11 protein-coding genes are annotated in these 16,113 nt (G+C 37.9%); 1 reads left to right on the plus strand and 10 read right to left on the minus strand.

Annotated elements, in window-relative coordinates:
* Positions 1–308 precede the first annotated feature (308 nt).
* The gene (gldB, locus tag AAC073_RS10815; protein WP_339923847.1) at positions 309–1,316 is read left to right on the plus strand and encodes a gliding motility lipoprotein GldB; all 1,008 of its coding nucleotides are present in this window, start codon (positions 309–311) and stop codon (positions 1,314–1,316) included.
* 60 nt (positions 1,317–1,376) lie between these two features.
* Here gldB and AAC073_RS10820 read toward each other — a convergent pair whose 3' ends face one another.
* The 10 genes from AAC073_RS10820 to AAC073_RS10865 form a co-directional block, all read right to left on the minus strand.
* Positions 1,377–2,546, minus strand: coding sequence for a glycosyltransferase family 4 protein (locus AAC073_RS10820; protein ID WP_339923848.1), 1,170 nt, complete (start codon positions 2,544–2,546; stop codon positions 1,377–1,379).
* Positions 2,543–4,348, minus strand: coding sequence for an asparagine synthase (glutamine-hydrolyzing) (asnB, locus tag AAC073_RS10825; RefSeq protein ID WP_339923849.1), 1,806 nt, complete (start codon positions 4,346–4,348; stop codon positions 2,543–2,545). Before asnB ends, AAC073_RS10820 begins: the two co-directional genes overlap by 4 nt.
* Positions 4,348–5,034, minus strand: a complete 687-nt coding sequence (nth, locus tag AAC073_RS10830) for an endonuclease III (protein ID WP_339923850.1) — start codon at positions 5,032–5,034, stop codon at positions 4,348–4,350. The genes asnB and nth overlap by 1 nt, the downstream gene beginning before the upstream one ends.
* Before the next feature lie 190 nt (positions 5,035–5,224).
* Positions 5,225–5,458 carry a hypothetical protein gene (locus AAC073_RS10835; protein ID WP_339923851.1) on the minus strand — a complete coding sequence of 78 codons (234 nt, stop codon included), beginning with the start codon at positions 5,456–5,458 and terminating at the stop codon, positions 5,225–5,227.
* Complete coding sequence (locus AAC073_RS10840; protein ID WP_339923852.1) at positions 5,433–6,035, minus strand: sigma-70 family RNA polymerase sigma factor; 603 nt, start codon at positions 6,033–6,035, stop codon at positions 5,433–5,435. The genes AAC073_RS10835 and AAC073_RS10840 overlap by 26 nt, the downstream gene beginning before the upstream one ends.
* A 261-nt stretch (positions 6,036–6,296) precedes the next feature.
* Positions 6,297–10,259 (minus strand): hypothetical protein, encoded by a 3,963-nt coding sequence (locus AAC073_RS10845; protein WP_339923853.1) that lies wholly within the window; start codon positions 10,257–10,259, stop codon positions 6,297–6,299.
* 168 nt (positions 10,260–10,427) lie between these two features.
* Positions 10,428–10,613 (minus strand): hypothetical protein, encoded by a 186-nt coding sequence (locus AAC073_RS10850; RefSeq protein ID WP_339923854.1) that lies wholly within the window; start codon positions 10,611–10,613, stop codon positions 10,428–10,430.
* Positions 10,610–11,998: a hypothetical protein gene (locus AAC073_RS10855; protein ID WP_339923855.1), complete on the minus strand. Its 1,389-nt coding sequence runs from the start codon at positions 11,996–11,998 to the stop codon at positions 10,610–10,612. The genes AAC073_RS10850 and AAC073_RS10855 overlap by 4 nt, the downstream gene beginning before the upstream one ends.
* 126 nt (positions 11,999–12,124) lie before the next feature.
* Positions 12,125–13,174: a GntR family transcriptional regulator gene (locus AAC073_RS10860; RefSeq protein WP_339923856.1), complete on the minus strand. Its 1,050-nt coding sequence runs from the start codon at positions 13,172–13,174 to the stop codon at positions 12,125–12,127.
* Between the two features lie 113 nt (positions 13,175–13,287).
* Positions 13,288–16,107 carry a glycosyl hydrolase gene (locus tag AAC073_RS10865; RefSeq protein WP_339923857.1) on the minus strand — a complete coding sequence of 940 codons (2,820 nt, stop codon included), beginning with the start codon at positions 16,105–16,107 and terminating at the stop codon, positions 13,288–13,290.
* Positions 16,108–16,113: the final 6 nt, after the last annotated feature.

Consider the following 16,113-nt stretch of genomic DNA (forward strand, 5'->3'; position numbering starts at 1 on the left):
AACCAATCAAATTAATTTTTGTTTAATTTTTCTTTAATTTAATTAAACACTAAGCTAGTAGGCATTAAATCGTTTCTATTGGAGGCCCAAATCTCAAAACCTGTGGATTTTCGGTCTTTTTACAGCCATCTTTCAAAAGAATGTTGCTAAACTCAATAAAAACTAAATCTCATTAAAAAGCTCTTTGTCTATCAAAAATTTAGGCCTGAAACCTCTTTTCACCTACCTCCACCAGATATTCTTCAGCTACTTCAATGATGTTGATCAATTGTTAAACATATTAAGTGCTATTGGCTAACTTTGCAGGCATGAAACGATTCAAATTCTTAATGACCGTTCTATTGCCAATCGCTATTCAAATTGGATGTAGCCAATCCAATGAAGACTGTGAAATCCCCTCCGGTTACAAGGAAAACATTGCTTCCATAGAAATTCTTAGAATGGAGAATTTATTCTTTGGGCAAATTTCCAAGGATAAAATTATGTCAAACTTAAAATCCTATCCTCAATTTTCAGAAGCTATGTTTGCCAATATGGGCATGGAGAACCAGGACCAACTGGCTGATGAACTACTATTGATCCACCAAGACAGTGGAATGGTGGAACTGTATCAGGAAGTAAAAGCCAATTTTGGGGACATTAGTGACATCAAAAATGATTTGGAGAATGCCTTTGCTGGGATCAAATACCATTACCCCAATTATAAGGTTCCTGCAGTTTATACTTTCGTTAGTGGTTTTGGTAGCGACCTTATCGTCACTAAAGATGTTATAGTGATTGGGCTGGACTACTTCCTACCAAATGATCATAAATTCCAACCTGTAGACTTGCCCTATTACATACTAAAAAGGTACAACAAAGCCCACCTTGTTCCAACCATCGTCACAGCCATTTCTTCACAGTTTAATGAAACAAAGCTTACAGATCGTAGTCTTCTCGCTGAAATGATCTATTACGGAAAATCCTATCACTTTACCAAAACCATACTACCCTGTACTCCAGATGAATTAATTATTGGTTACGAAACGGATGAAATCCTTGGCAGCTATGCCAATGAAGAAATGATTTGGGGTCATTTTATTGAAAATGAATTGTTATTTGAAACCAATCCATTCGAAATCAGAAAGTATACAGGGGAGGCTCCATTTACGGATGTAATCAGTCCAGACGCGCCAGGAAGAATAGGAAGATGGATAGGGTGGAATATCGTAGATGATTACCAATCCAGTAATGAGTTAAGCCTCACAGCGCTGATGAAACAAGAAGATGCACGACTAATATTTAAAAATTCAGGGTACAAGCCCCGGAGACCATAATTTGAAAAATGCTAGGGGTTCATCAGTATATAAAAGCAGAGCTGATTTTAAAGATTACTGTTAATGGGCCAAAAAGGCAAGCAACTTCTGTTGGGCCTCCTTTTTATCAAAATTATTTTCTGCAATTTGCCGAGACTTTTGACCCATCTGATAAAGCAGAGAAGGTTTTTTTTCTAGTTTTTCCAGCTCCTGTATGATAAGTTTGGCCTCTTCTGAATCGTGAAAAAGACCAATATTTTCATTTAGTATAAGTTCATAAATCCAACCCTTGAAGTTCACAACAACTGGTAAACCTATTGCCAACGCATCAAAAAATTTATTAGGACTACTGCTTTCCAATGCCTTTAAAGGGAGAAAAGAAATATAAGCCAGGTCAGCAATTTCCAATTGTTTTTTAACGGCTATTTTATTCGCAAAGGGAATAAAAAACACGTTATTTAATGCCAATTGTAATGTTCTTTCCTTTAAGCTTTCCAAGGCATTACCATCACCCATCAATTTAAAATGCCAGTTTTTACCTAATTTCTTTGCTTCCAAAGCCAGGTCCAAAAATTGATCAAGCCCATTGACTTCGCCTATTGCTCCCGAGTACAAAAAGGTCATTGGCTGCCTGGCAAAATCTCTGGTTTCATGAGTTAAGTCTTTTGGCCTGAAAAAGTCATTGTCAGAAAAATTAGGTATTAACGCTACCCTCTTTTCAGGAAATCGAGATTTAATATAGCTCTGAATTCCAGGAGAAAGTGAGACAATTTTGTCCGCCCTCCGGTAAATTTTAGACTCCACTTTATAAAGTAGTTTTTTGACAATTGGGTTATTTATTTTCAAAACTTGTATTGGAGCTTCAGGCCATAGGTCCCTAACTTCAAAGACAAAAGGGATGTTCCAAGTTTTCTTTGCCCAAACACCTATCCATCCGGTAGTAAGCGGAGTAGAAGAAATGTAAAATAAATCAGGTGATTGCAGCGTTCTGATCAAGCTCTTAGCTTGTTTATAAAAGCGATAAAATGCCAAAATTCTTTCCCATGCAGAGAATTCAGCCCGATAGGGAACCGGAAGGTAATGCACCTTAACATCTCCATCTTCAACTGCTTTGTATGCTTTTTTATTGTGAGCTGTAATTACCTCCACCTTGATGCCTTCCTTAGCAAGTCCTTGAGAGAGATGAAAAGATCTCACCGCTCCTCCTTGATCAGGTCTTAAGTAATATTGATGGATGTAAATGATTCTCATTGGATGTTTTTATTGATCCACTCTGAAAGTAAAAACACATTAAATAATAGTAGGTAATGCGCTTGAATATGATCTTCAGGATTTTTTAATAATGATTGCCATTCCTTGGGCACTAAGCCAGCATATGTATTACCAAAATCTATAATCGCTGAACACATTTTCATTCTAAAACCAGAATGATGTAGAAACCACTCCTTAATAGGAAGACCAAATCCTGATTTTTTTCGCTTTGCAATGTTTTCAAGCCCCTCAGCGATCAAAATTTCTTTTATCCAGGATTTAGGTGTGGTATTAATTAACTGTTTATCACTCATTTCCCTATTCAAAGCCACCAATGGCCAATCCAAATAGGGTGCTCTTCCTTCAATACCATGGGACATACAAGCATTGTCGTGAATTTTCAACAAATCATGTACCAGGTAAAACGATTGGTCATAGCCCAATGCCTTTTTATAATTGCCCCCTGACTTAGGGTAATAGTCTGATAAATCCTTTCCCAAATTTTCAGGAACAGGATTAAGGGCTGCAAAATTAATAAAAGTACGATCAGGATTCTCATGAATACTCGCCAAAAACTTTTTCTGATTTCTGCTAATAAAAGGCATATTTTGAAGAAAATGAGGTAGTCCACGCCACAAATTTGGCCTTTTTAGATAGGTTTTAAAAGCCATATGCCTATTGTAGCCACCAAACAACTCATCAGCACCCACACCGCTGACGAGTACTTTCACCCTTTTCTTGGCTTCCCTGGCGATCACCCATGTCAAATAGCTCGCACTGTCTCCCACAGGCTGATCCAAATGGGAAAGATATTCATCCCATGTTTGCAAAAAAAACGCAGGTCCTATTTTAATTTCCTGATTACCTCCACCATATTTCTTAGTCAAATTGTCAGCAAAAGTAGCGTCACTGTTTGAATCACGATAGGATGATTCAAATCCAATCGTAAATGTCGGCAGTGGAATTCCGGTCTCTTTATACCAAATATGGTACAAAAGCGAACTGTCCGCTCCTCCACTTAGCACCATCCCCACAGGCACTTCTGCGGTAAAATGTTTGAGAACGGCCTCAATAAGGCATTGTTCAAATATTTTTTGATCAGGTGCTGGCCTGTTTGGGCCTGGAGCCGCATTTATGGCGAATTTTGTAACTTCTTTTTTACTTCCATCCAAACCAAAAACAGCTATTTGACCAGGCAATAATTCTTTAACCTTTTTAAAAAATGAGGCGGAAGGCATTGCTGTTCTCAGGTACCAATAAGGCAACACCTGCTGGGAATCAAGGCTTGCTCCAACTTTTCCGGAGCGGACAAGACAAAGTGCTTCAGAGGAACAAATTAATTTGTTTTCATGGTGATGGTAATACAAGGATTTCATCCCTACAGGATCTCTTACCAGAAGGATTTCACTTTTATTAATATTGACAAAGACGAAGGCAAACATCCCTTCCAGGTATTGAATGCCTTCTTTTCCCTTTAAGAGCAACCATTGAAACAATACTTCTCCATCAGAGCGTGTTTTAAAAACCACCCCCTCGCTGATAAGTTGATTTTTCAACTCCTGGAAGTTGTACAAGAAACCATTCCATGACAAAAAAGCACTTCCCTCTTTATTAGAAATAGGCTGATTGGCTTCATCCCTTGAATCCAGGATTTTCAATCGATTGGATGCTAAAAATACGCCATTGCTGACTTTTATAATTCCGCTATGATCTGGCCCTCTATGGGTGCAACTTTCGACCATATTGGCAATGGCCCTCTCATCTGTAGCAGATTTGTCTACCAACAAATGTACTCCACACATTACTTGGTAGGTATTTTATTAACGGCTTGCTCAAATGCGATTTCAGTACGATTTTTTTCATAGTACCGACAAATTTCAGTGATGCTGCATTCATTACATTTAGGCTTCCTGGCCAAACACACGTATCTGCCGTGTAAGATTAACCAATGATGGGCTTTATGGATCACCTCTTTTGGTAGGTGTCGTACAAGATCTTTCTCTACCTCAAATGGGGTTTTGACTTTTTGGGCCACTAGTCCTAGTCTCTTTGAAACCCTAAATACATGGGTATCCACGGCCATATTTGGTTGATTCCATACAACGCTGGTAATGACATTGGCTGTTTTTCTACCAACTCCAGGAAGTTTAATAAGCTCATTGACAGTGTCTGGAACTTCTGAATTAAAATCTTCTACGAGCATTTTACCCAAACCCAAGAGGTGTTTGGTTTTGTTATTTGGATAAGAGACGGTTTTGATATAAGGGAACAATTGATCAAAATCACTTGCCGCCAAATGCTCAGGGCTAGGGAAGTCTCTGAAAAGTGGTGGAGTTACGATATTTATGCGTTTATCAGTGCATTGGGCGCTCAATACTACTGCCACCAACAATTGAAATGTAGATTCAAATTTCAGTTCAGTCTCAGCAACAGGCATATTCTCTGAAAAATGCTCTACAAATGCCTTATAACGCTCTTTTTTTAACATGACAAATTTTACTTTAATACCCAAATTCCCTAATCGGGGATACAATTCTTATTCATTGGCTAAGGTCTTTATTTTTTTAGTATTGACAATACTAAACTTGATACAAATATTCCTTTTCATTTGAATAGGGATAAAGCAAAAAAAATCCTGTCGTTATGATGAAACGACAGGAAACATACTGTTGTTGGTGTTATACTTTTTCCAGTCCTTTGGACCGTGCCTTCTTCTTAATGGCGTTAATAATGCTATCAGAAGGTTCAATTAGGACAATGTCCAATTTTTCAATTGTGCTTAGCAAATTGATGTACTCTTGCATTAGCTGTTGGTCATCTTGCAAGAGTTGCACCAATTGATCATTCTCCTCTTCCTCCATTTCCTGATAAATATACCTTATCAGGTCATTTGTCGTAAAAGATTTGGTCATAGGCAATATTTATTTGTTTGAGTTTCTTTCGTAAATTGATAAGGGCATAACGCATTCTTCCCAAGGCGGTATTTATGCTGACTCCAGTCTGCTCTGCAATTTCCTGGAAACTTAAATCCATGTAATGCCTCATGATCAAAACTTGTTTTTGACTCTCAGGCAATTCCTCAATCAACTGCCTAACTAAAGCATACGTCTCCTCCTTTACCTTCACATCCTCTACATTCTGTTCGGCAAAATGTAAAGTATTAAAAACATTTGACCCGTCTTCCATCACCACCATTGGATAGCGTTTCATTTTTCTAAAATAATCAATAGCTAAATTGTGTGCTATCCGCATTAACCAAGGCTGGAATTTACCTTCTTCATTATAGCGATCAGAGTTGAGTGTTTGTACGACCTTTACAAATACGTCTTGCAACAGATCCTCAGCTACACCCTGCTCCTTTACTATCATCAAAATTGTAGTATAGACTTTGGTCTTGTATTTATCAACCAGCCTTTCAAAAGCTATCTCACTACCATTCCTATATTGTGAAATTAATTCACTGTCTTTAGGTCCTACCCTTATACTCATAAAACAGATATTTAAATAACGTAGAGTTTTATCCCATATTGTAGATTTTGCAGCCAATGATTGATAACTTCATTCTCAAATGTATAGAAACAGACCAGAATTCACAATTTTTTTGTACTTTTTTATAATAAATAGCATCATAAAAAATAGAAGACAGAAGATTATTCCTTTTGTTAAAAAAAGCACCAAACAGTCTACTGCAATTTTATGCGATTTCTCAGAATGTAACAATTAAAGTACCAAAATTATACAAAATGAAATTTATTGGTTTTCAGTTGGCGTACTTTTTCCGAATCCTTTTGCTAAAATGCTATAAATGGTCCCTGAAACACCAAGGAAACCAGTAATATAAGCAGAGGTTTCATTTAGAATATTAGGGTCATAAAAACTGATCAATGCAATGCAAATTAAAACAAAACTAAAGACCGCTGCTTGAATCATTCTTGCATTTCCGGACTTGCTTTCATCTTGCTTAAATCGGGCAACTTCTTCATCACTTATATAAACGCAAACAAAGTTCCTAAAACTATCTGAAAACAAAACCAAACTGTCCATTGCAGGATTCATCTTTACCAAGCCTTTTTGGATTAAGGCTGTCATTGTTTCTTTATTGAAAAAATTAATGAAGCCTTCCTTGGCATAGTTATATACCATTTTCTTTTCTTTTAGGCTTAATTCTGCCCAGATGTTCATATAGTAAGCTTTGTTATAGCGCTGTATAGACAGTACACATTTCTCGTATCTCTCTTGGGACAAGGGCATGTCGAGCTTGTCTCTTGATATTTCCTCGGTAATAAGGGACGCGATGGCTTTTCCATTGGGCCCATATTCAATTTCACCCGCTAGACAATGTGTTTTTTCATCATTAAACAGTTGACTCTTCATTTTTAAGTCAAAATTAATTTTAGCTTGTTCATCGGTGAATGTTGATCCATCACTAAAATAAGGAAGGGTAATTTTCTGGTTTTCGAAGTCTATGGGTACATATTGAAAAAGGTATTCTGAGAAGATCTCGGTTATCAACAGCCTAGATTGTTTGGACATATTGCTGGGTAAAATCTCTTGAAGCGGTCTTCCTGAGGTTACAAATAACTTTAAGTTTTCCCTGCTGTATTTTTTTTGAAAAGCCACCATGGTATTCAAGAGCATTTCCACATCACTTAGACAGTGAAAATTCTCAAGGATCACTCCTTTGTGTGTTGGGTTCAATTCCGGCATATCCAAATCATCGCCGCTAAATAACCTTACCATCAGCACCTCTTTTGATTCAAATCCAAACTGCATTAATATCCAATCCTTGGACTTTGACGCGTCTATGCCTATAACGAAACTGTTTTTTTGCTTTTCAGTATCTTTGGGCAGTAGTCCAAAAGCATTTGTAAAATGATAATCGATTAAGTAAATTTTATTGCCCAAAATCATGATCATTTTAAATAGCCAAATGAGTATCACCAACAGAACCAATAAAAAAAACAAATTGGATCGGATGGTATCCCAAAGCCCGATCCCCTTACTGAGTTTACCAAAGGTTATACCCGGCGTGGTGTTGAAGGCTTCAATTAATGCTTGCTGAGGAGCTGCTATAAAATTTGTAATCAATTCATCATCTTGATTTGAAAATCTGCCAAAATTATTCCTTCTGAATTCTTCATGGATTTTTATCAAACTCATGTATTCCTCTGGCAATGATTTAACATGCTTTTTATTTTCTATATCACCTTTGCTTACATATTCCCAAATGATTTTCTCCTGATTAAAGATTTGTCGGTGAATGAAATAACCTGGTAAAAACCCAACAATCATCAACCACAATAGAAGGTTAATAGCGAATACGCGTTTATCTACTGCCGATCCTGTTAACCTGGTCCAAAAATCAGTAAATCTTCGATGCATTTTAAATAGCACCTCTGTTTTGTTCCATTTGCTAAAGCGAACGGTCGGGAATTTTTGGGTATGGTAAAGGTAAAAACACAAAACTTGCATGCCGGCTATTACCAACAAAATGAAAATGGTAAATACAAAATAAGTCGTTCCACTATGGCTTAAAAAAGAAAGGTAACCTAGTAGAAAGGCCATAATAATCCACAAGAGGACCACCATTACTAAAAATGCATTGATGTTTTTCTTCGCCTTATCCTTACCAACTGTCGCCAAAAGTAGAAAATTACAAGTTCCTGATTGTATTGCAAAAAGGGAAGACCATAGGAATATTTTGAATATGCTTAAGGGTAAAAACAGGTAAATTATAAGAAAGAGAAATATATCAATCAAGAGAATACTATTGAGCCATAAAAATCTTAGCCTTTTTCTTGGTGAGGGGCTATACCAGGCAAAGGAAAAGTCTTCAAAGGCAAGGTAAATACTTGATTTACGCGTTACCAGTGTCAACAATCCCAGTAAGGCCAAAATCATTAAATAGGGACCAAAAACAGCAATCCCCTCGAGGGAAGCCAGGGAATGCAAGGCATGTTGCAAGTTTGTATCTTCCAAATAAAGCACCCAGTTTTCTGAGACAAACGAATCAGAGGAAATGGGGCTTAATAAGGCCTGGTACTCGTGACCATTGACATAAATGGGGGTTTTCCAGACCTTATCATCACCTGCCTTTTTATTATTGGCAATTAAAGTTCGGATTTCTTGCCATTTTTCCTCTCCGATACCCTGATTCAGGTTATCAATGGGAATGTTTACTTTTTCACTGATTAGCAAAACTTTTCCATCAGGTTTAAAGACGAAAAATCTATGGTGCTTGCTAATTTTAGGAACGAGCGAATCCAAATGAAAAGTCAAAGCATAACCCTGTTCACCTTCTTTTTTGCTAATTACGCCTTCAAGTTCTCCCGTAGACTTTGAGGAATGTGCACTGATAAAATAACCTTGGTCTGGATCTAAATTTCGAAGTTCTCTAACATAATCTCTGTTTTCGATGGAAACAAAGGGGAAATTCCCAAAATCAATAGGGCCTTCAAAAAAAGACATTTGTGGAATCAACATCTTTAGAATATTGCCCTCTAAATCAAACTCTAAAAATTCATTTACATCTTGCTCTTCGGAATGTGCATCCTCTGGCTGATTGGTATGAATTTGACCAGCCTCAATTTCTTCTTTAAAAATTTCAAGTCCCTCAATTAGCTGTTGAATTTCAGAATTGAAGGCATATTTTACGTTTTGGAGGTTATTTTCAGAGGTGCGTTCATTGTCGTAGTTCTGAAATAGGGAAAAGAAAAAGAAGCCTAAAATCACCATCACCAAGATAAGAGACAGTCCTAAGCCCATCACTCTTTTCTTGGTCAGAACATCACCATCTCCAAGATTAAAAATACTGATGACTGGAATAGAGACAAAAACCAAAATCAAAAGCGTCAGAAAAGCACTCAGCACTTTGAAATTAATTTTAAGTGCCACACTTTCAAAGCCTGCCTTATCTTTGGCCCCGAGTAAATAAAAAACTTGATTTCCAATCACTGCAGGGGATAGAAAACCTTTGTATTGCTTTCCCGCCACTTTTAGGTCTAACTCTCTTTCTCCCACGGTTTGCTCGTGGCTCAAAGAATCTACATTCACTACGGGTAGCCCTGCAAGGTCTCTTGGGTAAATGGCCGTTCCGGTTTGATCCAAAATAAAAAGCTTGTCGAAAAACAAACTTTGGACATTGCCTACCATTAAATCGTTTACCGAAACCGTATGGTCTATTTCAAAAGCTCTTCCGGACAGGGTATCTTGAGCAAGGGCCTTACCTAGTTCTTTATTGATTTTAATTCTTAGGGAATCATAGTTTAAAATAGGCTTATCACCGTCTTTAGTTTTATCATTAAGAGAAAATCTGAAACCTTTGACATAAATAAGATAAGAAGTGTCTCTTTGGATAAGTGATATACCATCCTCAGCAAACAGCTGGGGTTCTGGGCTGAAGTCATCTTTAAAGTTTTGAATCCTTTCAATGCCAAATTTTGGATTTCTATCAATCATGTTTACCATACGAGAAGCGGCATCCTCCTCGTCTATCATTCCCCAATTATAAAAATTCCTTTTAAAATACCCCTCCAATTGGACATGGTAATTATAAAAAGAATCCAGAAAATTGTGTTTGGCTAGAAATATAGCTTTTATCCCCTGAGATTCAAGCTGACTTTGGTTGGTTTTGGAATGCTGATAAAGATAGGCACCAATTAACAGCATGATACCAAAAATGAAAATCCAAATGCGTAGGTCCCTGAATTTCATTAGGAAAGTAGTTGTTAAATTAATTATAAAATATAAACCAATTTAACAACTACTAGGCAAAAGTAAAAATTTTATTCTGTTTAAAACAAAAATTAACACGTCAAATTTTACACAAGATGGTTTTATCTGACGCAATATTTTGATTAACTAATTACCTGAGAAATATTGTCAATCATCAGATGCCGCTTCTTTTTTTATCATCCAGGATGGAGCAGTAGCAAACCACAAAATCGTACCCAAAAACATCAGTAGCTTGCAGGTGGATGGGTCAATATGTTCTCCAAACACTAAAATGGCAGGTATAATACTTAAACCTAATCCTATAAACGATATAATTTTCAATATTAGTTTCATTTCCTTTGATTCATTTTACTTGCCAAAACATATACTACTACAGCTACAAACCAGCCTGGAAGCCCTAAAAAGAAGATTTCCACTCCAAATATCAAGTTTAACAGTAAACAAAAACTCAAGGTAATTATCCAAGTAGAAGCTACTGCCCAATTAAGTTTTACTCCCTTAAACTCAGCATAGTTTGATTTTAGTCCCAACTTCTCCAGTAAGTAGACATCAATAAAAATCACCGCTCCAACAGGCATTAAGATCAGCCCATACAAGGCTACGAACTCTAGTAATCGCATCACTAAAGCAGGGAAACAAGCAGCTATTGTAGTGAATAAACCTACAAATAGGGTTACTTTCCATGTTTTCCACTTTGGATTGATTGACTGTATGGCCAGGCCAGCTCTATAAAGTGTCGGATTGGCGGTAGTCCAGCCAGCAATCACTACACAAATTGCTCCCGCAGCACCCACTGCGCTATAGGCAATAGGACCAGGTGCAAAAGTGAGGCTACCTTTAGATTCGATAAGAAATAAAGAATATAAGATCCCAGAAGCTATCCAGGCAATAAAGTGGCCTAAGAATACACCTGTTGCGGAAGAAAATCCTTGTTCCCACTTCTTGGCATACCTCAGCAATGACAAATCAGCCATCCCTATGTGCATGGCCATATTGCAAAACCAAGCAAAAAACATGATGTGCCAAAACCCGAACTTACTTTGTCCATCCAAAGGAACACCTGTCCATATTGTACTTTCTGCAACTGACCAAAAGGACCCAACTTCGTTCACTCCCAGCCTAGGTAGGACCGCCAATGCAGCAGCTATAAATATCATGATCATCCAAGGAGCTGCTACCATCGCAAATTTGGAAACCTGGTCAAAGCCTAGCATAGCGATCAATGTGGTAATCGCGCCTACCACAAAAACGGTAATTACCCAGCCCATGCTATTGGGATAAACATCCGTCAACTGTGGCATGGCCATATCAAAGGGAATGCCTACCGCTGTAGCAGCCACGGCAATCATCGAACCTGCCAGAAAACAAAACAGTCCTGCATTGACGAGGTTATATATAAAGGTGAACTTCTTACCAGCAATTTTTTCCAATAAGTAATAAAGCGTTACCCTTGTTTTGACAGCGATTTTTGCCGTCAGAAAAGCCCAACTTAAAACTGCCAAAATATTCCCTATCAGAAGCCCCGTCACCAAATCAATTGCGCTGGCCCCGTGGGCAACAAACAATGGCCCAATTACAAATTCAGTACCTGCTGTATGCTCACCTGCATAGGTTCCTAAAAAACTTCTCCAACCTTTCAGTTTATTAATTGGAATGGGTTGTTGTTCATACTCATTGACCGCATTGAGGCGATCTACCAAACTTTTGCTTTTTTCCATAGAAATAGGTAATCAAAATAACCTCCTTTGAATTTCAGTTCAATGGGGGTTGAAATACTACTTAATGTTAATTTTATTGAGGTATAAAGAAAACAGGACTACGCAATCAGTTTCAAATCATACTGATCAAATAGACCCTCTATTGATGAATTTGAAAACATTTTTGACCGACTCTTTTTTGTTCTTTTTGATCATATATGCTGCAGTCTCTCCCATTAATTTGAAATCTGTAGAGATTACAGTAATGCCTAAGAGTTCTTTTAGAGGGGTGTCATTGTAGGAAATAATCCCGATCTCCTTCCCTGGTTTATAATCCTGTTCTCTAACTTGTTTCACCAAATTAACCAAGTCATTTTCTTCAATCACGATAAAAGCATCCTTGGGACGTAGCTCCATTTCCGGGTAAACTTGATCTAATATTTCGTGGTCAAAATCGAAATCATTGCAGAATTGCTGAAAGCCTTTCAAAATTTCTTTGGGATAAGGGTAGAGAATATCAGTAGGATACACCAGCATTAATTTGTCGTATTGCTGAAGCTGGAAGATGCCTTCAATCAATGCATTGTAAATGTCTTCTTTGAAGTCCTGAAAAATAGACGCTACTTTTTCCCCTAATTCGGGAATCTGATTGTCCATTATTATTAATTTATCAGAGGGGATTTCTTTTACGCATTCCATTACTTCCTCATCGAAATTATAATGCCCATTTTCTCCATCCTTAAAATGAGGCATAAGGACGTAATAGTCATAAGCACCTATGTTCTCCGTGAGAATATTTTTAAGCAATTTCGGATCGCAATGGTAAATATTAAGGTCTACATGGGCATCAGTACCCAGACTATCAATAAAAGAGTTGTATGTTTTTAACTTGTAGTTGCTCAGCTTATTTAAAAGGTACAATACCCTCACCTTAGAGGTGGAAATATTCTTGGCTACATAATATCCTTTACCTTTTACTGAGAGAATGATTTTTTTTGCCTTCAACTGATTATAGGCTTTCTCTACAGTATCCCTCGACAAATAATGTTCTTCACTGATTTCATTTATTGAAGGTATTTTATCACCTACTAATAGTGAACTATTTTCGATATCTTCAATAATAGAATTGACTATTTGCTGGTATTTGGGAATTCTGGAATTTTCATCGAGACGAATCAGTGGTTTCACTTCAATCATGGGTCAGGTTATTATGGCATTTAATACAAATCCGCAAAGGAGTTGCTCATTAAATTTAATAAATAAAGTTAAATACTTTCATTTTCAGATAATAATTTAATTAAAACATGTTATTAATCATGTACTTCAATTTTGACTGGCCCAGCCAAGCCAGAAGGCATAACTTCCCAGTCTGACGCATCGAACGCCTTATAGTCGATATTCACAAAATTAATTTCATGATAATTTCTCCAGGGAATTTCATTTTTATCCATGTATCTAACACGATTGGCCATTAGGTTTGCGACTTCCACCTGGAGGGTGTTTTCGCCTTTTACTACAAAATCACTTATATCCAATCTGAAGGGAATACTAAAAACATACCCTACTTCATTGTCATTTATCCAAACTTTAGCACTCTCCAACACCTTACCAAGGTTCAACACGTATTTGGCTTTATCATCAAAGCTGTTGAGTTTAAATGAATTTTCATACAAGGCCTGTCCAGAGAAATCTTCTATATTTTCTCCTTTTAGGGAAGTCCAAGGTTGCAGATTTTCCAAAACCTGCCCTGAAGGAAGTGCTGGTCCGCCATTGGTAAAGGTCAATTCCCAAGGTTTGCTTACTTCAATAATCTCTGGATCAGCTATTTCATACTTCCAAGGGATTAAACCTTGTGGCAAATTATTCAAAACATGAACAATGATGGTCTGTCCTGGCAATAGGGACAGGGCAACTTTTATATTTCCATCACCAGGATTTACTTTTGCAGCGCCAATTGTTCCCTGCTCTGGATCCATCAAAATTGCGGCTTTACCAGCTGACTCAAATGTAACCATTTCACTAATTTTCTTAGCGGTATGATTGACCAGGTAATAGTACTTTTGCTCTCCCACGCTTCTCCTAATATACTTTAACCCTAAGTCTGTGAGTTTTTCTCTTTCAACTCCAAAGGACTTTAAGACTGAAAGCAATTCATTCGATACCACTATTTTTCCTTTTCCAAAGTCAGCACCGCTTCCTTGTGTGTCAGGCTTTAGTTGTATGCTATTCCATAAACTATCCAAAGTAAACTTCCTCTCAGCATAATTTTTAAAACCAGGGACATCAATAGGTTTATCCTGAAAAACCACATGAGCACCCTCATTGGCCAAGGCCATCAACTGCTTAAGTGTGGCGACAGGCATGTATGCCGTTTTAGGGATCACTATCGCAGCAGACCTGAATTTACCATCAGCTGCAGTAAGTACATGGTCCTGTACTTTCAAAGTATTCAGCAGCGAATCTGAGATAAAGTCCAGTCCATATCCTATTTCCATTAGGTTTTTCGAGGCCTTGTAAAAGGGAGTAGGATGTAACCATTCATCAATTCCATGAACTGTAAGCGTCTTTCCTAAACCTTCAGGGTCGGCCCATACATCATATACGGGCCAATATACCAGTAATTCATTGTCTGGCATTCCTGATTGCAAAATAGACTGTACCCTTTGCACATAACCGTTGAATCCTTGAAGGTGAGGCCATAGGCTATTGTGCGTATTTAAATTCAGAGAGGCATAAAAAAGCCAACCGGGAAAAGCTACTTCCTGAGGTGAATAGGTGATTCCATGGTAAAACATGTGATTTATACCTGCAAGAAATGCTTGTTCCAACTCAGGTTTGGCTTGTGAAAAGGAGGACTTGAAATGTTCTCCCAGCCAGGTAAAAGTTTCAGTAGAAGCCAAATTATTTCCTGTAAGGTGCGCTGCTGAAGAAGCAAACTTTAGCATAATGGGGTCAGGATCCACATTCCTTATATCTGAACTATCTCTACGAATTCCTGGTATGGGGAAATGGCTGGAACCAAAAGTTTCCCCTTCAGGTATGGAAACTGCCGCATAAAGATCGAGTAAATTCCCTGGAGAACCATGTGCCTGATTCTTAGTAAGATTTTGATGTCCTTTTGCCCAGGAGGACCATTGATGTGTGAAATTTTCTAGCAGCATATCACTAATGGTTTCCCTGTAATCAGATTTCAAACGGCGTCCTTCTTCACCTGGGTTTTCAGCAGTAAGCTTATCCAAGTGATTCCTAAGGTCATAACCTCTTTTGGATTGAAAGTAATTAAAAAAATCACCTGTAAAATCAGCGCCATACACTTCAAAACTATCGTTATAAAAAGCCCTGACTCCAGGAAAATCGCCGGTAAAAGCACTATCAAAATGGCTGAGGTACTTTTTAACTGCAATTTCAGAAAAGTGATCTAGGGTAAACCCTTGTCCACCCGGTGCAGCCCTTTTTACTTTTTGTCCAGTCTGTATTTCGAAAACGGCAATTAGAGTCCAGTCCCCATCTCCATTCCAATTTAAACCACCATCAGCAGCAACCATGTCCGTTAGGTTTATTGGAGATTCAGCCTCCTTATAGGCCATTAATGTATGTAGATAATGGGCTTTACCTGAGGCATTCTTCTCTTCTATCAGAATAGGGCGGTCCAGTCCTTTTTCCTGGGAATAACTGTAATGCTGTATACGCATTTTTTTAGCAGCCATTTCAGGAGTGACCATTTCGCCTCCAAAAGGCCAGCCAGTACCTTGCGTCAAATCTATTTGCATGTTTAGGCTATCAGCAATGCTTATGCTGTGCTGTAGCATGGCTGTCCATTGTGGAGAAAGGTAATCCAAAAAAGCATGTTCAAACCCTTTTGCTCCATAAATAGGTGCTATTTCCAAGCCACCGATTCCAGCTGTCTTGTATTCATGCATTAAATAGCTAAGGTTTCCCTTATCCACTGCACTCCCCATCCACCACCATCTTGCCCAAGGTCTGGATTCCGCTGTTGGTTCAGGCCATTGCCCAATGAGCTGCTTAACCTCTGCTGAGGGTTTATTATTGCAACCAGTTAGGAAGGCCAATAGCAAAAAAGCCATGGCTACCAGCAGGCTACTTAAGACGCTTTCATTTCTGACGAGCATTGATTT

The sequence above is a fragment of the uncultured Cyclobacterium sp. genome (assembly GCF_963977555.1).
Taxonomy (GTDB): Bacteria; Bacteroidota; Bacteroidia; order Cytophagales; family Cyclobacteriaceae; genus Cyclobacterium.